At 71.2% G+C, this 20,236-nt stretch carries 19 protein-coding genes and 1 pseudogene; 13 read left to right on the top strand and 7 right to left on the bottom strand.

What is annotated here, in order from left to right; translation table 11 throughout:
• Nucleotides 1-7: 7 nt before the first annotated feature.
• The 5 genes from JS756_RS08655 to JS756_RS08675 form a co-directional block, all read right to left on the bottom strand.
• Complete coding sequence (locus JS756_RS08655) at nt 8-538, bottom strand: Pycsar system effector family protein (protein ID WP_438817292.1); 531 nt, start codon at nt 536-538, stop codon at nt 8-10.
• Complete coding sequence (locus JS756_RS08660; protein ID WP_205382424.1) at nt 535-2,493, bottom strand: hypothetical protein; 1,959 nt, start codon at nt 2,491-2,493, stop codon at nt 535-537. Before JS756_RS08660 ends, JS756_RS08655 begins: the two co-directional genes overlap by 4 nt.
• Nucleotides 2,494-2,578: 85 nt before the next feature.
• On the bottom strand, nt 2,579-4,771 hold the full coding sequence (locus JS756_RS08665; RefSeq protein ID WP_205382425.1) for a hypothetical protein: 2,193 nt from the start codon (nt 4,769-4,771) through the stop codon (nt 2,579-2,581).
• Nucleotides 4,768-5,634 carry a hypothetical protein gene (locus tag JS756_RS08670; protein ID WP_205382426.1) on the bottom strand — a complete coding sequence of 289 codons (867 nt, stop codon included), beginning with the start codon at nt 5,632-5,634 and terminating at the stop codon, nt 4,768-4,770. Before JS756_RS08670 ends, JS756_RS08665 begins: the two co-directional genes overlap by 4 nt.
• Before the next feature lie 447 nt (nt 5,635-6,081).
• Nucleotides 6,082-6,837 (bottom strand): Crp/Fnr family transcriptional regulator, encoded by a 756-nt coding sequence (locus JS756_RS08675; RefSeq protein ID WP_205382427.1) that lies wholly within the window; start codon nt 6,835-6,837, stop codon nt 6,082-6,084.
• 387 nt (nt 6,838-7,224) lie between these two features.
• Between JS756_RS08675 and rpsL the strand changes: the two genes are divergently transcribed.
• From rpsL to JS756_RS08700, 5 genes are all read left to right on the top strand, one after another.
• On the top strand, nt 7,225-7,596 hold the full coding sequence (gene rpsL / locus JS756_RS08680) for a 30S ribosomal protein S12 (RefSeq protein WP_003948652.1): 372 nt from the start codon (nt 7,225-7,227) through the stop codon (nt 7,594-7,596).
• Between the two features lie 2 nt (nt 7,597-7,598).
• Entirely contained in the window at nt 7,599-8,069 is a 471-nt protein-coding gene (gene rpsG, locus JS756_RS08685; protein WP_003998848.1) for a 30S ribosomal protein S7, read from the top strand.
• 39 nt (nt 8,070-8,108) lie between these two features.
• The gene (fusA, locus tag JS756_RS08690) at nt 8,109-10,235 is read left to right on the top strand and encodes an elongation factor G (protein ID WP_205382428.1); all 2,127 of its coding nucleotides are present in this window, start codon (nt 8,109-8,111) and stop codon (nt 10,233-10,235) included.
• A 156-nt stretch (nt 10,236-10,391) separates the two neighbouring features.
• The gene (gene tuf, locus JS756_RS08695; RefSeq protein ID WP_205382429.1) at nt 10,392-11,585 is read left to right on the top strand and encodes an elongation factor Tu; all 1,194 of its coding nucleotides are present in this window, start codon (nt 10,392-10,394) and stop codon (nt 11,583-11,585) included.
• 322 nt (nt 11,586-11,907) lie between these two features.
• Nucleotides 11,908-12,699 (top strand): hypothetical protein, encoded by a 792-nt coding sequence (locus tag JS756_RS08700; protein ID WP_205382430.1) that lies wholly within the window; start codon nt 11,908-11,910, stop codon nt 12,697-12,699.
• Nucleotides 12,700-13,136: 437 nt separating this feature from the next.
• Here JS756_RS08700 and JS756_RS08705 read toward each other — a convergent pair whose 3' ends face one another.
• Entirely contained in the window at nt 13,137-13,535 is a 399-nt protein-coding gene (locus JS756_RS08705; RefSeq protein ID WP_205382431.1) for a VOC family protein, read from the bottom strand.
• Nucleotides 13,536-13,628: 93 nt separating this feature from the next.
• Between JS756_RS08705 and JS756_RS08710 the strand changes: the two genes are divergently transcribed.
• The 6 genes and pseudogenes from JS756_RS08710 to JS756_RS08735 all read left to right on the top strand — a co-directional run bounded on the left by JS756_RS08710 (nt 13,629) and on the right by JS756_RS08735 (nt 16,803).
• Nucleotides 13,629-14,618 carry a helix-turn-helix transcriptional regulator gene (locus JS756_RS08710; protein ID WP_205382432.1) on the top strand — a complete coding sequence of 330 codons (990 nt, stop codon included), beginning with the start codon at nt 13,629-13,631 and terminating at the stop codon, nt 14,616-14,618.
• 227 nt (nt 14,619-14,845) lie between these two features.
• Nucleotides 14,846-15,262: pseudogene (locus JS756_RS08715) on the top strand (Scr1 family TA system antitoxin-like transcriptional regulator); the annotation flags it as partial.
• Entirely contained in the window at nt 15,259-15,462 is a 204-nt protein-coding gene (locus JS756_RS08720; protein WP_205382433.1) for a DUF397 domain-containing protein, read from the top strand. The pseudogene JS756_RS08715 and the gene JS756_RS08720, both read left to right, overlap by 4 nt.
• A complete protein-coding gene (locus tag JS756_RS08725; protein WP_205382434.1) occupies nt 15,452-15,619 on the top strand; it encodes a hypothetical protein in 168 nt (55 codons plus the stop codon). The genes JS756_RS08720 and JS756_RS08725 overlap by 11 nt, the downstream gene beginning before the upstream one ends.
• 348 nt (nt 15,620-15,967) lie before the next feature.
• Nucleotides 15,968-16,126: a hypothetical protein gene (locus JS756_RS08730; RefSeq protein WP_205382435.1), complete on the top strand. Its 159-nt coding sequence runs from the start codon at nt 15,968-15,970 to the stop codon at nt 16,124-16,126.
• Nucleotides 16,123-16,803: a hypothetical protein gene (locus JS756_RS08735; protein WP_205382436.1), complete on the top strand. Its 681-nt coding sequence runs from the start codon at nt 16,123-16,125 to the stop codon at nt 16,801-16,803. The genes JS756_RS08730 and JS756_RS08735 overlap by 4 nt, the downstream gene beginning before the upstream one ends.
• 201 nt (nt 16,804-17,004) lie before the next feature.
• Here the strand turns inward: JS756_RS08735 and JS756_RS08740 are convergent, their stop codons facing one another.
• Nucleotides 17,005-17,184: a hypothetical protein gene (locus JS756_RS08740; RefSeq protein ID WP_205382437.1), complete on the bottom strand. Its 180-nt coding sequence runs from the start codon at nt 17,182-17,184 to the stop codon at nt 17,005-17,007.
• 152 nt (nt 17,185-17,336) lie between these two features.
• On the opposite strand from JS756_RS08740, the gene JS756_RS08745 reads away from it, so the two are divergent.
• Together JS756_RS08745 and JS756_RS08750 are read left to right on the top strand one after the other, a co-directional pair.
• The gene (locus JS756_RS08745) at nt 17,337-19,040 is read left to right on the top strand and encodes a PucR family transcriptional regulator (RefSeq protein WP_205382438.1); all 1,704 of its coding nucleotides are present in this window, start codon (nt 17,337-17,339) and stop codon (nt 19,038-19,040) included.
• 579 nt (nt 19,041-19,619) lie between these two features.
• Nucleotides 19,620-20,156 carry a hypothetical protein gene (locus tag JS756_RS08750; RefSeq protein WP_205382439.1) on the top strand — a complete coding sequence of 179 codons (537 nt, stop codon included), beginning with the start codon at nt 19,620-19,622 and terminating at the stop codon, nt 20,154-20,156.
• The last annotated feature ends 80 nt before the right edge of the window (nt 20,157-20,236 follow it).

Raw genomic sequence — 20,236 nt, forward strand, 5'->3', positions numbered from 1 at the left:
GTGGCGGTCAGCCGATGAGCAGGGAGGCCGGCACCAGGACCGTGCCGACGCAGAACGCGATCAGGCCGGTGCGGATCCACTGGTGCTTGCGTGCGGCGATCCCACTCGTCTCGGTGAGGGCCGCGACCAGACCGGCCGCGGGGTCGCGCTCGGTGTCGGCGAGCGCGGTCTCCAGCCGGTTCGTGCGGACGGCTTGCTGGATGTCTCCGAAGTACGACAGGGGCAGGCCCGGCTCCCACGCGTCCCGGCGGTAGCGCGGCAGGACGGCCAGCAGCAGGGCGAACAGGGACAGGGCGAGTGCGGCGATCCCGGCCCACCACGCGACGCTGCCCGGACCGGACAGCGCGGCCGGGGACCAGTCGCGCCCGGCGAGCATCCCGCTGAACACGCCCCCCGCCAGCCCGAGCGCGGCGACCAGCACGGACGCCTTGCTGTCGGCCCGCGCGATCTCGCCCCGCAGATCCGCCAGCAGCCGCTCGCAGAGCTGCGCCCGGGCGGACGCACCGGTCATGGGCACGGGCTCGCCGGTCGTCGTCATGCGGCACCGCCGTCGTCGGCCTCGTCGGCGGCCGGGTCCGCGGCCGCCGACGAGGCCGACGCGTCGCTCTGCGCACCGGTGCCGGGGGAGGAGGGCCGCGGGGAGGCCGCACCGGAAGGCGCGGGTGCGGTGGGTGCCTGGGCGGCCGGCCGTGGTGCGGGCTGTTGCGGGGCGCTGTGCGCCGGGCCGGTCGGCTGGGAGGGGGGCTGCGGGGGTGCTGTCGGGATGCTTCCGTAGCCGGGCGGCGCCTGCCAGCCCGGGGCCGCCCCGCCGGACGCCGTCGGAGACGTGGCCTGCGGGGCGGGGGGACCCTGGTGGGGCGCGTACGGTCCCGGGGCGCCGGGTGCTCCCGCGGGCGCTCCGGGGGATCCCGGTACCGGACCTGCCGACGGCTGCGGCGGGGTGTACGGCGGCTGCGCCGGGAGGTACGGCGCCGTCGGCTGCACCCCGGGCCCGGGTACCGCTCCGGGCGGGGCCGTCGGGACCGGGCCGCCCGGGCCGCCGGGGCTGCCGTACGGCGTTCCGGTAGGCGGGGTGCCCTGCGGAGGCATGGCCGGGGGAGTGAGGGGCGGGCCGGGAGGAGGCGCGTGGGGCGGGGCTCCGGGCACCGGTGGAGCCGTCGGGGCCGTCATGCCCGGGTAGGGGAACGCGGGCGGCTGGGGCACGGCGTACGGCGCCGCGTCCTGCGGCCCGGGTGCGGCGGCCCCGGCTCCCTCGGCGCCCTGCGGCGTTCCGGCATGGGCCCCCGTCGCCGCGGTGCCGCCGGGCTCCGCGCCGGGCGGGACCGTGCCGGGAGGGAGACCCGGGGCCTGGCCGTCTGACGACGGGACCAGGGGCGGGTTCTGGGCCACGCCGGGCAGGCGCTGGTTCAGGATGTCGCTGACCGTGCGCAGGGCCAGCTGCTTGGGCCCCTCCAGCTCGAACTTCTCCGCGTTCTCACCGGCCAGCAGTTCCTTCACCAGCTCCATCTGCGCCTGGATCATGCGGAGCTGGTCGTCCCGCATGGCGTTCATGACCAGACCGGTGTCCTCGGGGTGCTCGGACAGGTGCAGCGCCCAGGCCTGGACGCCGCCCTGCTGGAGGTGCGCCTGGTAGAACTCGATCTTCTGCGCCTCGTAGTGCTGCATCGCCAGGGCGTACTGGGCCTGCTGCGCGGCGACCTGGTACTGCTGCGTGCCGTGCAGCATGGTCTGCTCGTGCTGCCAGTGCGCCTGCTGGAGGGCGAGCTCCTGCTGCTGCCGGCCGAAGGCCAGCGCGCGCTCGATCTGCAGCCGGTCCTGCTCGCGCGCCCTGAGGTCCACCTCGGCGTCGACCTCGGTGCCGCGCCGGGCGGTGTGCACCTGCTCGGTGGCCGAGTGGTCGATCGCCTGGAGCCGCTGCTGGTGCTCGATGTTGGCCAGGTCCCGCTTGATCCGCAGGGTCCAGGTGACCATCAGCCCGGCGGTCGCGCCGAGCGGATCGAGCGAGGTCAGCGCGCGTAGCAGCTCCTCCTCGGCCGTCGCGCTCCCCGCGATGGGGAACCGGCGGGACACCGGCCGGGCCGCCTGCTGGAGCTGCCCGATCAGCATGTCCGGCACGTCCCGGTGGCCGCTGGCGACGAACCGCGCGGGATCCAGCACCTGCCAGGAGAAGTCGACCTCGGCGGTGAACTCGAAGGCGTCGTTGTCGCTGGGCAGGGGGAACGTGCCGGTGAACGGGTGCACGCCCATGTCCACCTCGTACACGGCCGTGTACCGGTGGGCGGCGATCTCGCTGCGGCTCGGGCGGCGCGGTGGCAGGTACGCCTCGTAGCCGCCCTTGGGGGTGGAGAAGACCAGTGCGTGGTCGATGCGGACCACGTGCTTGATCGAGAGCTCGAAGCGGGACAGCTGGCGGACGGTGAGCACCGGGTCGATCAGCTGCGAATGCCGGTCCGCGTGCTGCTGCCATTCGGGTGGGCGGTTGAAGCGGGGCATGGGGTGGGTCTCCTCGGCGGGGCGGAACGGGGGCCGGTCGGCGGGGGGATCGGCCGGGTGCGGCAGGCGCCGGTCGGCGGGCGGATCAGCGGGGCGGAAGCGTGGTCAGCAGACGGGCCGCGACCCGGGGCGGGGGCGCGCCGTCCTTGCCGGGCATGGTGCGCAGCAGGTGGCTGAGCCGCTGGTGCTCCGTCGGCGTGGTGACGAGCTGCGGCAGCAGTGCGGCCAGCGGCCACTCGGTGCCGGGCGACCGGTCGGCGATCAGCACCCAGTCCCGCAACACCTCCAGCGCGTACCGGGTGCTGTAGCGGTCGCCGAGCACGGCGCGCCACAGGAAGGCGATGCCTGCCGCGGCCGGGGAGCCGGCGGTGGCCGCGTCGGCGTACCAGGCGAGGACGGTCGGGCGGCCGTCCGGGCCGGTGTCGTCCTCCTGGCGGCGGCAGGCGTTGACGAAGCCGCCCAGGGACAGCGCGTGCACCGCCTGGTCGTCGTCGAGGTGCTTGCGCAGTTCGGTGAGGACCTGGTCGTGGGCGGGGGAGAGCAGCAGCAGTGCCACCGCGTCGGACAGCTCCCGCACCATCTCCAGGTCGAAGGCGTCCGGGTCGTCGAGGTCGTCGTACAGGGTGCGGGCGGCGTCGCGCAGGGCGGCGAGCGCCTGGTCCGGTATCTCGGGGCCGATCAGCGCGTACGCCCGGGCAGCCACCCAGCGCAGACGCCGGTCCTCGCTCCCCGACCAACCGTCCAGGATGCGCGGGATGTTGGGCGTGCCGACGAGGTGGGCGAGGGTGAGGGAGTTGACCGCGACGAGCCGGTGCCGGAACAGGTTGGAGGTGGCCCACGGTTCGATGACCAGGGCCATCGCGGACGGCAGGTCGGTGCGGGCGAGGACGGCGACGGTGGACGCGGCGCGGGTGCGGACCAGCGGGCGGCCGTCGTCGGCGAGCACGCGCAGCCACTCGATCAGCGCGGGCCGGGCGGACGGGTGGCCCGTCCACACCAGACGCAGCAGCATCAGGGAGACCCGTTCGTCGAGGAACCTCGCCTTGAACTGGGTCACCGGCCCCCACTCGGTGTTCTCGTCGTCGTCGTACCCCTCGGCGCGGGCCAGCTGGAGCCGCTTGTCGATGTGGGTGCCGAAGACGGGCACCTCGGGCATCCGGCTCGGGTTCTCCGTCTTCAGCAGGTGGCGGTAGAGCAGGTCGCTCAGCTCGGCGGTGAGGGCGTACGGTCCGCCGTCGAACGCGGCGAGCGCGACGAGGAACGCCTTGTCCCGCAGGTGGATCGCGCTCTCGTCCTCCTCGAACCACTCCTGGACCTGGTTCTCCAGCGAGGCCCGGGAGAACGCCGCCACGACCTCGTCGGCCACCTCCCCGGCGGCATGGCGGCCCAGCAGCGCGGCGAAGTCGGCGATCTCGCGCAGCCGGTGGCTGCGGCCGAGGAAGTCGGCGGTGGCCGGCAGCGCCAGCAGCTCCGACACGGTCTCCCGCGCCACCAGGGTCCGCAGATGGGCGGAGAGCACCTCCGCCGCGGCGGGCGGCTCCCAGTGGACGACGGGTATGTCCTCCAGTACGGCCGTTGGCCCGACGGTGATCACCAGGTACGCGTCCTGCTCGGCGAGTCGGCTGCGGGCGGCCAGGAGATGGGGTTCGCGCAGTGGCGTGCCGCGCCGCGTGGGCAGATCGCCCAGGACGTATCCACGGGCCGGGCGTTCGCCGGTGGCGGTGAGCCGTTCGGCCAGGGAACCGGGGGCGGTGTCCCGGTCCAGGACGTGCACGGGCGCGGCGCCGAGCCGGTGCAGCAGGACCAGTGCCGCGGTCTGCCGGCCCGTGAAGCGGGCGCCGGCCAGGACCAGGACCCGCTCGCGGCGCAGCCGTTCCAGCAGGTCCCCCACAGTCCCGTCGTCCGCGACGAAGGACGACGCCAGCCGCTCCAGCCGCGCCTGCGGCACCTCGCCGGAGGTGACGGAGGACGCCGACAGACCGGCGAAGGTCCAATGGTGGACCTCCGTCTTGCCGCCCATGAAGACGTCGCCGGTGATCTGGTTGCCGGCCAGGTTGTTCTGGTCGCCGTGGACGGTGCCGCCGCCGAACCGGGCGCGGGCGCCTATGTTCATGGTCCGCGGGCTGTGGTCGACCAGGTCCCGTCGGGCGGCCCAGGCGTCCTGCGGCTGGTCCCGTTCCTCCGCCTCCTCCGCACCGGTGGAGGTCGGTTCCGGGTCCGGCTCCTGCGGGGTCTGCTCGGGCTCGGTGCTCGCCCGCTCCGCCTGCTGCTCGCTCATGCGTCCTCGGCCTGTTCCCGGGGTGTGCTCCCGCCCAGGTGGATGCCGCCGGTGATCTGGTTGCCGGCGATGTTGTTCTGGCCGCCGTGGACGGTGCCGCCGCCGATGGTGACGGCACCGTTGAAGTGGAGGGCGGGACCCGGCGCCGGGGCTCCCCGTGTTCCGTCCGGCGCCGGGCGGCGGCCCGCGCCGGGTTCGCCCTGCGCGGGGACCCGCGGCGCCGGGCGGTCCCCCGAACCGCCCGGCGCCTCCCCCTCCCCCGTGCCACAGTGGTCCTCGTCGGCCGCCCCCGTCGGGGGCGGCCCGTACAGCCAGGCAGTCAGCGGGCCGTTCTTGCTGGTCACGGTCACGCGGTGGAAGTCGCCCGCGGGGATGCCGGGGTGGTCGTGCCGTACGACCCCGGTGTAGAGCGGGTCGGAGACGCAGAGGGCCAGGTCGTCGGTCCGCTCGCGCAGGGCGGAGCGCAGCACGTCCGCGTCCAGCAGGCGGCAGGCGTGGTTGAGGTCGGAGCCGACCCAGCCGTCGCGCTCGTCGACGGCGACGTAGCCGGTGGCGACGACTCCGCGCAGCCGGATCTGGGCCGAGCGGGAGGCCATGCGGTTGACCGCGCGCAACTGGGCCGGCACCTCGGTGAGCAGGGCCCGCAGCAGTGCCGTCACCGGGGCGTTCGCGTCGATGAGCTCCATCACCGAGTCGCCGCGGTCGGCGCGCAGCCGCAGTCTCCGGTCGATGCCGGCGCTGTCCAGCGTGCGGTCGGTGACGTCGTACAGCATCCGCCGCAGGTAGGCCTGCTCCACGTCGTCCCGGTCGCTGAACCTCTCGATGTCCAGCAGCAGGATGGTGCGGCTCACGGGGTCGCTCATGGTCGCCTTTCTCGGGGGGTGACGTGCAGGGCAGCAGAGTGCGCCCGCCGGGGCCGCGGTGGTGAGGGCGGATGACGCACTCGGAGTGTGACCGTGTGCACAGAAGGCCCGCCGGGGCCCGCGGGCCGCCTGATCGGTGCCGGGTGCCGGGGTGCTGCCGGGGGCGCGGCGTCCGGGTGCCGGCCGGGTGTTCTGGGGTGGGAACGCGGGGACTGCGCGGCTTCGGGCCCCGGGGTGCGGGTGGTGACGGGGTGCCCGGGCGGGCACCCGGGGGGCCTGCCCGGGGGAGCCCGCGGTGTGTGCGGCGGGCCGCGCGCGCCGGGTGGGCGCGGCGGGTGGCTGCGACGCGAGCGCGTGTCCGTGGGCGAGCGCGCGCCCTTCGGCGTCGTGCGGGTGGGTCTCGGTGCCTGCGCGGTACCCGGACGGGGACCGCTCCGGTCGAGCCCGTCACTCCTCCGGTGGCCGCGGCGGGGCCGGGATCCCCGGTACGGGGGCGGAGGCGGCGATGCGGCCGAGCAGGTCGGGGCGGCGGATGAGGAGCTCCCGGCGGCCGGTGACCACGGCCTCCCGGTCCCGCAGCTCCTTCAGCAGCCGCTGCACCATCTCCCTGGACGCGCCGACCGACCCGGCCAGCTCCTGCTTGCTGAGCGGCACGGCGAGTTCGATCCCGTCGGCGGTGGGTCGGCCGTGGGTGCGGGCGAGGTCGAGGAGGAGGACGGCGAACCGCTGCCGCACGCTCATCGACGCGAACTCCAGGCGGCGCCGGTCGGCGGCCCGCGTCCGGTCCGCGGTGAGGCCGAGCAGGGCGAAGGAGACGCCGGGTGAGCGGCCCAGGAAGTCCCGGAAGCGCTCCCGTTCCACCGCCACCGCCCGCACCGCCTCCAGTGCGGTGACCGTGGCCGAGCGCGCCCGGCCGGTCAGAGCGGCCGACTCGCCGACGACGTCGCCGGGTCCGCGCAGCGCGAGCAGGGCCTCGTAGCCGTTGGCGGCGGATGCGGTGACCTTGGTCCAGCCGTCCACCAGGAACAGCACGTGCGAGGAGGGTTCGTGCTGGTGGAGCAGGACCATGCGGGGCGTGAAGGTGAGGGTGCGGCCGAGGGCGAGCAGCGCGGATCTGTCCTCGCGTTCCAGTCTGGCCAGGAAGGGCACTCGGTCCTCGAGGCCCCCGTCGTCCGGCGAGTACGCCGGCGTGCTCGTCGTCATGACCCATCCCCCGGATGTCGCAGCGGCCGATCAACGTACTGAAAGCGCAAGACTGCGTACGGTGGGAAGGGCGTGATTCGGCCAATATGCGACCGCAGGACAACCTGGGCGAATCGGAGACGACGAGGTGAGGGGCCCGGCGTGTCGGGGTGCGCTCCGTTTGTTTTGACCGGAGCTGATGGGCTAGGTACGCTCAGACCTTGTGCCTGGGGTGTGCCCTGGCCCTCGTGCGTGCGTACGACCGCACCGGGGTCTGAGACGGCCACCGCGATCTGCGCTTCCTCCTGCCTTCCGGTGGGAGTCCGCGTGATTCGACACACCCGACCGCGTGGGTCGGCGACGTTCCAGGTTAGCTGTACCTATCGGCACACAGAAACCGGAGAAGTAGTGCCTACGATCCAGCAGCTGGTCCGTAAGGGCCGGCAGGACAAGGTCGAGAAGAACAAGACGCCCGCACTCGAGGGTTCCCCTCAGCGTCGTGGCGTCTGCACGCGTGTGTTCACGACCACCCCGAAGAAGCCGAACTCGGCCCTGCGTAAGGTCGCGCGTGTGCGTCTGACCAGCGGCATCGAGGTCACCGCTTACATTCCGGGTGAGGGACACAACCTGCAGGAGCACTCCATCGTGCTCGTGCGCGGCGGCCGTGTGAAGGACCTGCCGGGTGTTCGCTACAAGATCATCCGCGGCTCGCTCGACACCCAGGGTGTCAAGAACCGCAAGCAGGCCCGCAGCCGCTACGGCGCCAAGAAGGAGAAGTAAGAATGCCTCGTAAGGGCCCCGCCCCGAAGCGCCCGGTCATCATCGACCCGGTCTACGGCTCTCCTCTGGTGACCTCCCTGATCAACAAGGTGCTGCTGAACGGCAAGCGCTCCACCGCCGAGCGCATCGTCTACGGCGCCATGGAGGGTCTGCGCGAGAAGACCGGCAACGACCCGGTCATCACGCTCAAGCGCGCTCTCGAGAACATCAAGCCGACCCTCGAGGTCAAGTCCCGCCGTGTCGGTGGTGCCACCTACCAGGTTCCGGTCGAGGTCAAGCCCGGCCGTGCCAACACCCTGGCGCTGCGCTGGCTCGTCGGTTACTCCCGCGCCCGTCGCGAGAAGACCATGACCGAGCGTCTGCTCAACGAGCTCCTCGACGCCTCCAACGGCCTCGGCGCCGCTGTGAAGAAGCGCGAGGACACGCACAAGATGGCCGAGTCCAACAAGGCCTTCGCGCACTACCGCTGGTAGTCGCAGTCCACATCGAGACCGAGAGAAGACTGAAGCCTTATGGCTACCACTTCGCTTGACCTGGCCAAGGTGCGCAACATCGGCATCATGGCCCACATCGACGCGGGCAAGACGACCACCACCGAGCGGATCCTGTTCTACACCGGTGTGTCCTACAAGATCGGTGAGGTCCACGACGGCGCCGCCACCATGGACTGGATGGAGCAGGAGCAGGAGCGTGGCATCACGATCACCTCTGCTGCCACCACCTGCCACTGGCCGCTGGAGAACGTCGACCACACCATCAACATCATCGACACCCCGGGTCACGTCGACTTCACCGTCGAGGTGGAGCGCTCCCTGCGTGTGCTCGACGGTGCCGTGACGGTGTTCGACGGCGTTGCCGGCGTCGAGCCGCAGTCCGAGACCGTGTGGCGTCAGGCGGACCGTTACGGCGTTCCGCGTATCTGCTTCGTCAACAAGCTCGACCGCACCGGTGCCGAGTTCCACCGCTGTGTCGACATGATCTCCGACCGCCTGGGCGCGCAGCCGCTGGTCATGCAGCTGCCGATCGGTGCCGAGGCCGACTTCAAGGGCGTCATCGACCTCGTGACGATGAAGGCCCTGGTCTGGTCCCCGGAGGCGACCAAGGGCGAGATGTACGACACCGTCGACATCCCGGCCACGCACACCGAGGCCGCCGAGGAGTGGCGCGGCAAGCTGCTCGAGGCCGTCGCCGAGAACGACGAGGAGCTGATGGAGCTGTACCTCGAGGGCCAGGAGCCCTCGGTGGAGCAGCTGTACACGGCGATCCGCCGTATCACCATCGCCTCCGGCAAGGGCACCGGCACCACGGTGACCCCGGTGTTCTGCGGCACCGCGTTCAAGAACAAGGGCGTGCAGCCCCTGCTCGACGCGGTCGTGCGCTTCCTGCCCTCCCCCGTCGACATCGAGGCCATCGAGGGTCACGCGGTCGCCGACGCGGACGAGGTCATCAAGCGCAAGCCGTCCGACGAGGAGCCCCTCGCGGCGCTGGCGTTCAAGATCATGAGCGACCCGCACCTCGGCAAGCTCACCTTCGTCCGCGTGTACTCCGGCCGCCTGGAGTCCGGCACCGCCGTGCTGAACTCCGTCAAGGGCAAGAAGGAGCGCATCGGCAAGATCTACCGCATGCACGCCAACAAGCGTGAGGAGATCGCGTCGGTGGGCGCCGGCGACATCGTCGCCGTCATGGGTCTGAAGCAGACCACCACCGGTGAGACGCTCTGCGACGACAAGTCCCCGGTCATCCTGGAGTCCATGGACTTCCCGGCGCCGGTGATCCAGGTCGCCATCGAGCCGAAGTCGAAGGGCGACCAGGAGAAGCTGGGTGTCGCCATCCAGCGCCTGGCCGAGGAGGACCCGTCCTTCCAGGTCCACTCCGACGAGGAGACGGGCCAGACCATCATCGGCGGCATGGGCGAGCTGCACCTCGAGGTGCTGGTCGACCGCATGAAGCGCGAGTTCAAGGTCGAGGCCAACGTCGGCAAGCCGCAGGTCGCGTACCGCGAGACCATCCGCAAGTCGGTCGAGAAGGTCGAGTACACCCACAAGAAGCAGACGGGTGGTACCGGCCAGTTCGCCCGCGTCATCATCGCGATCGAGCCGATCGAGGGCGGCGACGCCTCGTACGAGTTCGTCAACAAGGTGACCGGTGGCCGCGTGCCGAAGGAGTACATCCCTTCGGTCGACGCGGGTGCGCAGGAGGCCATGCAGTTCGGCATCATCGCCGGCTACGAGATGACCGGTGTCCGCGTGACGCTGCTCGACGGTGCCTACCACGAGGTGGACTCCTCCGAGCTCGCGTTCAAGATCGCCGGTTCGCAGGCCTTCAAGGAGGCCGCGCGCAAGGCCGGCCCCGTGCTGCTCGAACCGATGATGCAGGTCGAGGTCACGACGCCCGAGGACTACATGGGCGACGTGATCGGCGACATCAACTCCCGCCGTGGCCAGATCGAGGCCATGGAGGAGCGGGCCGGTGCCCGCGTCGTCAAGGGCCTCGTGCCCCTGTCGGAGATGTTCGGCTACGTCGGCGACCTCCGCAGCAAGACGTCGGGTCGCGCGAGCTACTCGATGCAGTTCCACTCCTACGCCGAGGTTCCGCGGAACGTCGCCGAGGAGATCATCGCGAAGGCCAAGGGCGAGTAACGCACCGCGTTCACACGCCGTAGGCTTGACTCCGGAGCCTCAAGGGGTAAACGTCCGCAATCGTGAGCGTTTGCCCCGGGTTCCGGGCTTTGACAGCAAAGATCACCTGGCGCCGATGAAGTAAGGCGTACAGAACCACTCCACAGGAGGACCCCAGTGGCGAAGGCGAAGTTCGAGCGGACTAAGCCGCACGTCAACATCGGCACCATCGGTCACATCGACCACGGTAAGACGACCCTCACGGCCGCCATTACCAAGGTGCTGCACGACGCGTACCCGGAGCTGAACGAGGCCACCCCGTTCGACAACATCGACAAGGCGCCCGAGGAGCGTCAGCGCGGTATCACCATCTCCATCGCGCACGTCGAGTACCAGACCGAGGCGCGTCACTACGCCCACGTCGACTGCCCGGGTCACGCGGACTACATCAAGAACATGATCACCGGTGCCGCGCAGATGGACGGCGCGATCCTGGTGGTCGCCGCCACCGACGGCCCGATGCCGCAGACCAAGGAGCACGTGCTCCTGGCCCGCCAGGTCGGCGTTCCGTACATCGTCGTCGCCCTGAACAAGGCCGACATGGTGGACGACGAGGAGATCCTGGAGCTCGTCGAGCTCGAGGTCCGTGAGCTCCTCTCCGAGTACGAGTTCCCGGGCGACGACGTTCCGGTCGTCAAGGTCTCCGCGCTCAAGGCCCTCGAGGGCGAGCAGCAGTGGGTCGACTCCGTCCTGGAGCTGATGAACGCTGTCGACACCGCCATCCCGGAGCCGGAGCGCGACGTCGACAAGCCGTTCCTGATGCCGATCGAGGACGTCTTCACCATCACCGGTCGCGGTACGGTCGTCACCGGCCGCATCGAGCGTGGTGTCCTCAAGGTCAACGAGACCGTCGACATCATCGGCATCAAGACCGAGAAGACCACCACCACGGTCACCGGCATCGAGATGTTCCGCAAGCTGCTCGACGAGGGCCAGGCCGGTGAGAACGTCGGTCTGCTGCTTCGCGGCATCAAGCGCGAGGACGTCGAGCGCGGCCAGGTCATCATCAAGCCGGGCTCGGTCACCCCGCACACCGAGTTCGAGGCTCAGGCCTACATCCTCTCCAAGGACGAGGGTGGCCGCCACACGCCGTTCTTCAACAACTACCGCCCGCAGTTCTACTTCCGTACCACGGACGTGACCGGCGTCGTGCACCTCCCCGAGGGCACCGAGATGGTCATGCCGGGCGACAACACCGAGATGCGCGTCGAGCTGATCCAGCCCGTCGCCATGGAGGAGGGCCTGAAGTTCGCCATCCGTGAGGGTGGCCGGACCGTCGGCGCCGGCCAGGTCATCAAGATCGTCAAGTAGGTTCCGCTTGCTTGAGGGTCCGGTGACCCGGTAGCTCCAGCTGCGAGCTCCTGGAAGGGGCCCGTACGACTTCGGTCGTGCGGGCCCCTTCTTCTGTCGGTGCAGCCCTTCGGGACGCGCCAGTTGAGCAGGCCCAGGTCCAGGACCCGCTCCTGCTCACTGGTCGGGAACGGTTCTGTCACAGGTTGTTCGTCCTGCAACCGGCCGGACCGGTGAGGCCCTCCTACTGCATGAACCTGGCCGGATTTCGGCCCCGGTCGCACTCCGGACCGTGCTCCGACCCGCCTCACCCACCTCGTCTTCCCGTCCGGGGGGAATCAGCATGACGACGCCATCACTCAGACCTGCCCTGCTCACGGCAGCCGGCCTCTGCCTGGCCGCCCTGACCGCCTGCACGCCCAGCAGCCACGCGGACGCCGGGGCCGGTCGGACGGCCTCCACCACCGCGTCCCCGTCGTCCGGCACGACCACGACGGACGGTGCGACCGGGACGCCGTCGCCGACCGGCTCCGCGACGCCCGGCTCGCCGTCCCCCGCGTCGTCGTCCTCCACCCCCGGCCGCTCCACCCCGGCCACCTCGGCGACGCCCGGCCCCGCGAAGGCCACACCGGCGCCCCGCCCCTTCTGGCCGCGCGCCACCTTCGGCGGCCTCACCTTCCAGATCCCGCCGAGCTGGGCGGTGAACCGGGAGAGCGACCAGTACGCCTGCGTCGAACCGGTGCGGCACGTCGGGCTGCCCCGGATGTTCGGCTGCACCGGGCTCGCGATCAGGGCGGACGGCTTCATCGCCGGCTACGAGCTGAGCACCTACAAGCCCGGCCAGCCCGGCGGCTGGTACGCGGCCACCGACGTTCAGCCCTGCCCCGTCAGCCCGCGCCTGGCGGACGGCTCCTTCAACGGCATCAGCAGCGCACACGCCGCGCCCGTCGCCTCCGGCCTGCGCCCGGTGGGCTCCCACAAGGCCTGGTACGACCGCTGGAGCGCGAGCTGCTGGAACGGCTACCGCTTCTCCCCCCAGGCCTGGTACCTGCCGGTGTCCAAGGTGCTGATCCTGGACTACACCGGACACGCGGAGACGGCCCGCATCCTGGAGTCGGTGCGGTTCCCGGGCTGAGGACGGCCCCTGGCCGCAGGCGGATCCGCCTCCCCTCACCCGGCCGTGGTGTGCACGAGGCCCAGCGCGTCCCGGTGCACAGGGATCCCCGCGTCGTGCGCGTCCTGGTGCACAGCGGTCCCCGCGTCGTGCGCTGTCCGGGGCGGTGGTTCAGGTGCTTCCCCCGCCCGGTCCAGGGGCAGGAATGGTCCGTTCGTGCCGGTGCTCCGACCGGGAGGTCCGCCGGAAGCGCGGGGCAACCGGCGTGGACGGGCCCGATCGACGCTCTTTGAGTGTGGTGTGTCAGGACGTTGGTTCCACGGCGTCAGCGCAGGCGTCCATTCGAGGGCAGCGGTGCGTTCCGGTGTGCCCTGCCGATGGCGCTCCTGGACTCGGTGGCCGTGCTCACCGGGAGCCCCGGGATCTTGGGGCTCCCGCGTGAGCGGCTGTGCATGGCGTCAGCGTGCGAACTTTGCGATGGCTGCCGGGGTGACGGGGGTGAAGAAGTTGACGAGGTTGCCGTCGGGGTCGCGGAACAGCAGCGACCGGTTGCCCCAGGGCATCGTGGTGGGTTCGTTGACGAAGTCGTCGACGAAGGCGGTCAGGTTCTGGTGAACGCGGTCCACGTCGTCGACGAGGAACTCGGTGATCACGCTGTGGTTGTCCGCCGGGCGGGCAGAGCCCGGAGCGAACAGCGGGACCGTGCGGGTGCTGCCGATCGCAAGGGTGGCGCCCGCGGTCCTGAGTTCGGCGAAGTCCTCGGTGGCCCACGTCGCCCGCGCCCCTGTGGCTCTCTCGTAGAACTCGACGAGGCGCGCTACGTCGCCGGTGATGATGCGGATCGAGACGAACTCCATGGGAGTCTCCTTGGCTGTGCTGGAGGCGTGCACTGCGCAGGCTAGGAGAAATAGTGGACAGAATCGGTCCTGTATTCGCGTTAGGCTGAGGATATGGCTCGACCCACCGGCCGCGTGCTGACACTCCTGGAGCTGCTGCAGTCGGGCGGCACCCGGACGGTGGCCGAACTGGCCGACCGGCTCGGCGTCGAAGGGCGCACCGTGCGGCGGTATGTGGACCAGCTGAACGACCTCGACGTGCCCGTGGAATCGGTGCGCGGCCGCTACGGCGGGTACCGGCTCGCTCCCGGGTACCGCTTGCCTCCGCTCATGCTCAGCGACGACGAGGCGCTGGCCGTGCTGCTCGGCCTGGTCGCCGGCCGCCGGGCAGGGCTGACGACGACGCAACACACGGCAGTCGAGACGGCGTTGGCGAAGATCCGGCGGGTGCTGCCCCAGCACATCGCCCGCCGGCTCGACACACTCCTGGAGACTCTCGCCTTCACGGATCAGCCGGGCGAGTTCGACCCCCCGGACGCCGGGGTCCTGCTCACCATCGCCGACGCGGTGCGCCACCGCCGACCGGTCTCGATCCGCTACACCGACCGCGACGGACGGCGCAGCGAACGCACACTGCACGCGTACGGGATCGTCGCCCATGCGGGCCGGTGGTACGTCACGGGCAAGGACGCCCGGATCGGCGAGGAGCGAACCTTCCGGCTCGATCGCATCACAGACGCCAGGGCCCTGCCCGGCTCATTCGAATCGCCCGTGGGTCCCGCGCCTGCACAGCGCGTGTTGTCAGGATTCGCCACGGCCGAGTACCGGCACGAGGTGACCTTGCGGATCCACGGGACAGTTGAGCAGATCCGCGCCCACCTTCCCATCAGCGTCGCGAGCCTGGAGGAGCACGAGTCCGCAGCCGGCCAGGACCGCGCGACCGAACGCTGGCTGCGTGTCGAGCTACGGGCGGAGCGACTCGACTGGTTGCCTCCGGTACTCGCCTCACTCGACCGGCCGTTCGTCATCGAGCGCCCCGATGAACTACGCGACCTCGTCATCGCGCTCGCCGATCGCCTCACCTCCTACGCCCGCCAAGCCTGACCGCGAGGAGCCAATGCCATGAGACGGCACATCAGGCTGGTGAGCGCCTACGAAGGGGATGTCGGGTGAACGGCAATCCGCTGTACCACTGGATGGCGCTGGCCGCGTCGACGGTGTCCACCCTGCCGGTACCGGCGGCGATGCTGGCAGGGTGGATACCGCGATGGATGCGGAACCGGCAGGCCGGGATTCGGCTTCGCGCCTACGGTCTCCTGTGCTGCTACGCGGATCTGGAACGCCGTGTGGCAGCCCGGATGGCACGGCGGGCCGTCTACGAGCGGGTCCCCGCGCCCGCTCTCGGGTTCGTCCTGGAAGAGGCGACGCTCCACCGCGGGGTCGGAGGCACAATGGTGCGGCGACAGCAGTTCGAACACCTGCTGGAGGTGGGGCGGTTGAACAACGTCACACTTCAGGTGACGCCGATGGACGGCGCTGCCCATCCCGGCATGGGCGGCAGGATCGAAGTGCTGAAGTTCGAGGACGGAACGGCGGTCGGGCGCTCCGACGGCGCCTTCAACGGCCGTCCGACGTCCGACCCTCGCCGGCTTCGAGTCCTTGAGCTGCGCTATGGCACCATCCGGGCGCAGGTTCTCCCACCGCGGGAGTCGCTGGCGCTGATCGAGCAACTTCTGGGAGAGAGATGATCCGCACGTCCACGACCGGGGGTGTCCCTGAACCGTTCTGGTTCAAGAGCAGTTACAGCAGTGGCCCCGACGGCGACTCCTGCGTCGAGGTCACCACCACCCCGGCCACCGTCCACGTCCGCGACTCCAAGCAGGGCACCGCCGGTCACCGCCTGGCGCTCACCCCTCACGCCTGGGAGGTGTTCGTCCGTGCCCTTTGACGACGACGAGCCCGTATTCCGGCGGAGCCGGTGGGGGACGAACCGCTACGAGTACAACCCGGACAACCCCGTCGGCTGCACGCTGATCGTGCTGACCGTCGTCTTCGTCGCGGTGATGATGCTGCTCATGGTCAACCACGCGGGCCCGTTCAGCTGAGGGGACGGACACCGGCGAGCGGCGGCCGGTGACGAGGCGCGCGGCTGCGGGACGCACGGGGCAGCACGAGAGGCCCGGCGGGGGAGGTCACGCCGCAGCCTCGCGGTGCGGTCACGTCAGCACCCGATGGACACAACAGCGTGGCCTGGCACGAGAGTTGCCATCCTCCGCACCTGTGAAGACACGGTGCCCGTGCACGGCCCCCGAGACCGTTGGCGGCGACCTCATGGTAGGAATGTTCGAGGTTTCGACCATGACGGGCAACGCCCTGGCTGATCGCGGTCGGCCGATGGCACGGCGCGGGCGGGGGCGGCCGAAGACCGAGGCCGTGCAACTGCATCCACACGGATGCAGTTGAACCACCTGCCCGCGGAACCGTGCTGCGGCAGGACGCCGGATCCCGCTGCCCTCGAGGACGAACTGGGAGAACTCGGCACCATGGCGTACGACACGTTCACCGCGTCCCACGGCTGCTCGGTCACGGCCGGTTCAGGAGCGCGGTGGTGACGATGCGGAAGAGCATGGTGGCCGTCGTTCTGCCCTTGCTGCTGGCCGCGACGGGGTGCGACTCGGGTGACGGGAACCAGCAGGACGACCGGGCCGGTGAAACCTGCACGACGCTGCTCGGCAAGGCCGGGGAGACCTGGGTCAAGGAGAGCAGCGCCCAGGAAACGGGTCGGGCGGACACCGGGGATCTCCCGTCTGCCAAGGAGCGGTTCTACCAGGACGCTCGGTCGTGGAGCGCCGGCGACGAGCAGGCGGTGCGTCTCTTCTCCAGGACCGAGGTGTGCCGCGTCGTCCTGAGGCAGCAGAAGCCGCACACGAGCCGCTTGTCTCTCGCCTACGGCGCGTCCAGCTTTCCCTTCGACTCCCCGTTCGGGGAGAAGAACTCCGTCGAGGTGCCCGAGACCCTCGTTCCGGTCAACTCCGACGTGAAGCTGGTGACACGGCGGCTGAACGGCTCCATGGCGTACTCCGTCTACGTGAAGTGCCGGGTCCCGGGCGCCCCTGTGGGGCAGGAGGAGGGGGTGCCGCTGGAGGGCTCCCTGACGGACACGCTCGTCGCCGGCGCTGGACGCCTGGAACATCTGACGTACCTGCTGCACTCCGCACGCGTGGTCGCGGACGCGTTCGGCTGCCGGAACGACCCGGTCGTTCCGGAGGCCCCTCCGGAGAGCACGTGACCAGGACGCCTGCACGGATCGCTGCGGTGGCACTGTCCCTCCTCGGCGCGCTCACTGCCGGATGCTCGGCCGAAGGGCGGGAGTACACGCTTCCGGCAGGCGTGCGCGGGGTGCCCGTGGGGGAGGAGACAGGTTCCCTCTGCCCGCGGGGAAGACGTTCGCTCAGAACCTGAGCGAGGTGAGCAGCAGGGGCAATCCTGATCACGACTGTGCGCTACTGGTGGACGGGGAGCTTGCCATGTCGACGACGGTCGCCGAAGCGGACGATGGGATCGACCCCATGCGCTCCTCGGCCGCGTCGTTCTTCACCCATCGCGAGAAGATGGCCGGGCTGTCCTTCGACGGCTCCGGCGCCCTGGGCGGCGAGATCGCGATGATCACGGCGAAGTGCAACGCTCCGCGGAGTCCCTACCTGTACGTCGAGGTGAATCTCGTCGGCGCCGGGAGCGGACTCGATCACTATGGGGAAAGTCCTAGCAGCGCGTGTCACACCCTTTCCGCGCCGGACAGCTTTTTGTATGTTTGTCCTGTCAATGATCGGGTTCGACCGCGTGCCGCAGGCAGGCCGCGGGGCAGGACGGGTGCTCAGCGTGGAAGAGACGGTGCCCGCCGGAGCGGGCCTGCGGCAGGTGTTGCTGGCACTGGGGGAGCCGGTCATCGACCTCGTGGCCGCGCCCGCCGGACTGGACGTCGAGATCACCGACGTGGCGATCCTGGACGCCGACGAGGAACCGGAGGCGTACCACGCCGACCTGGTGCTGCTCATCGGTGCGCGCGGACGCAGGGCGGCCCGGCTCGCGTGGGCCGCCGGCCGCCGGGGTGCGGCGGCCGTGGCGCTCAAGGTGGAGGCCGGCGACGACCGGCAGGCGCTGAAGGAGCTGGCGGAGGGCACCGGAACCGTCGTGCTCGGTGTCCGGCCGGAGGTGCGCTGGAGCAGGCTCGACGCGCAGGTCAGGGAGGTGCTCGCGGACGCCCGCTGGGCCGGGCCGGCGTCGGCGTCCGAGCAGCCCGCCGACCTGTTCGCGCTGGCCGAGACGGTCGCCGCGCTCACCGGCGGCATCGTCAGCATCGAGGACAGCGCCAACCGCGTCCTGGCGTACTCCCGCTCCGACGACGACGTCGACGAACTGCGGCGCCGTTCCATCCTCGGCCGGGAGGGCCCCGCCCACTTCCTCGCGCTGCTGCGGCAGTGGGGCGTGTACGAGCGGCTGCGGGCCGGCGAAGAGGTGGTGCACGTCGAGGAGCGGCCGGAACGCGGGATCAGGCGGCGGCTGGCCATCGGCATCCGCGTCGACGAGCAGACGCTGGGCTCGATCTGGGTCCAGCAGGGCCGGGAGGAACTCTCCGACAACGCCGAGAGCGCCCTGATCGGCGCCGCTCGCACCGCGGCCCTGCTCCTCGTGCGCAACCGCACGGGCGCGCCCACCGACCTGCGGCTGGAGGACGCCCTGCTCAGCAGGATGCTGGAGGGCCACATCGACCCGCGCACCTTCGCCGCCCGCATCGGGGCCGACCTGGGCAAGCCCGCCGCCGTCGTGGGCTTCGCCCTGCGCGACACCACGACCGGCGGCGAAGCCGGGCGGCCGGCCTTCGAACTGCGCCGGGCGGACCTGACCAACCTGGTCTCGGTGCACGCCGCCGCGTTCCGGCGCCGCTCCCTGGTGGCCGGGGCGGGCACCCGCGTGTACATGCTGCTCCCCGGTCTGCAGGAACGTTCCGGCGCGGGGGCCGTCGCCGCGCTGGCGCAGGACATCGTCCGCACCGCGGGCCAGCGGCTGCAACTGGACGTGTACGCCGCCGTCGGCTCGGTGGTCGAGGGGCTGGACATCATCGCCGAGTCCAAGGCCGAGGCCGACCGGGTGCTCGACATCATCGCCGCAGGCGGTGAGCGGCGCGTCGCCACCATCGACGACGTCCGCTCCGAGGTCCTGGTCGGCGACACCCTCGCCCTGCTGGAACGGCACCCGCGGCTGCGCGACCCGCGGATCAGCGCCCTCCTCACCTACGACCAGGAGCACGAGACCGGGCTGGTGACGTCGGTCCTGGCCTACCTCGCCGCGCAGAGCAACATGCGCGCCGCGGCCCGGCTGCTGCACGTGCACACCAACACCCTCCGCTACCGGCTCAAGCGGGCCGAGGCCGTCAGCGGGATCGACCTGAACGACCCGCACCAGTGCCTGTTCTCGCACCTCCAACTGCTGCTGGAGACCGGCGCGATGCCGGTGCCGCACACGTAGCCGAACCCGTGGCACGGGCACCGGGGGCCTCGCCCGGTTCGGCCGGCCCGGTGCGCAGGGCGATCCCCGCGGAGGGACTGTCCGAAGGCTCCCCGGGAGCTGCGCCGATGGTGTCGGCGGGGAGGACGAGGGGACCGGACGCGAGGTCGCCGACCGTGCCAGTAGGTTCCCTCTGTTCGTGCCCGCACCCGGGCGGGGCACGAGGCGGATCCGTGTTCTCCCTGCCGGCGTGAGCCGCGCTGTCCGCGCGGGCCCGCGCGTCAGGCGCGTGACAGGCGGGCCAGGCGCCGGTCACCACCGCCGATCTGTACCCGCACGGCGTGGCGTCCAGGAACGCGGGCCACGTTCGTGTGTCCGGCCCATGGTGGGAATGTTCGACGGCGCGGCGACAGAGGCGGGCGTGCGGCCGGCGCAACGCCTGCACTTGAAGAGCGAGTTCGCGCGGCTGGGCAGTTCGCGGCGCCCGACGACGCCCTGTGTGAGGTCCGTGCGCCCGAGCGGCACGATGCGTGCACCTCGGCCGTGGATAGCCTTCGACGGGAACAGCACAGCCAACAGGATTGCGGGTATCGCGCCTCGATGAGCAGCAAGGTGACACACAGGGCGGTGGCCGTGGTCGGCGCGGTGGTGGTCGTGCTCGCGGGGGTGTCGGCATGCGCCGGATCCGGCGGTTTCACGATTCCGGAGCGTCTGTGCGGAGTCGAGGTGAGCCCCGATCTCCTGCGCCCCCTGCTGCCCGCGGGCGAGGAGTTCGAGGCCGAGCGGAAGGAGCCGGCGTCCGACCGCCGGCAGTGTGTCGTGTCCGTGGACGGGAAGACGGTGCTGTCCATCGACGAGTTCAGCGGTCAGCGCGGCTTCGACGCCGTGGAGCACGCGCGAACGACACGGCCCGAGCTCGATCCGCAGAAGGTGCCCGCGGTGTCCAACGCCGCGATCATGGACGGGGAGTTCGTCGCCGTGACCTCCTGCGGGGGCGGCGGCGACCAGAGCGCTCACGTCCTCGACGTCTCGCTGCCGGGGCCGCGCAAGGAGGCGGGGCGCAAACGCGAGGCGCTGGAGCGGTTCGCGGTGTCGTACCTGCCGCACAGCCTCGGCGCGGCGAACTGCACCCGGTGATCGGTGGCGCCCGTACGGATGGGGCGTGCGGCGCGCTGGGGCTGTGCCTCCTCCGGCTGCGTCCGCCGCCGGAGACACGC

It is taken from the genome of Streptomyces actuosus, from assembly GCF_016921115.1.
Lineage (GTDB): Bacteria > Actinomycetota > Actinomycetes > Streptomycetales > Streptomycetaceae > Streptomyces > Streptomyces actuosus_A.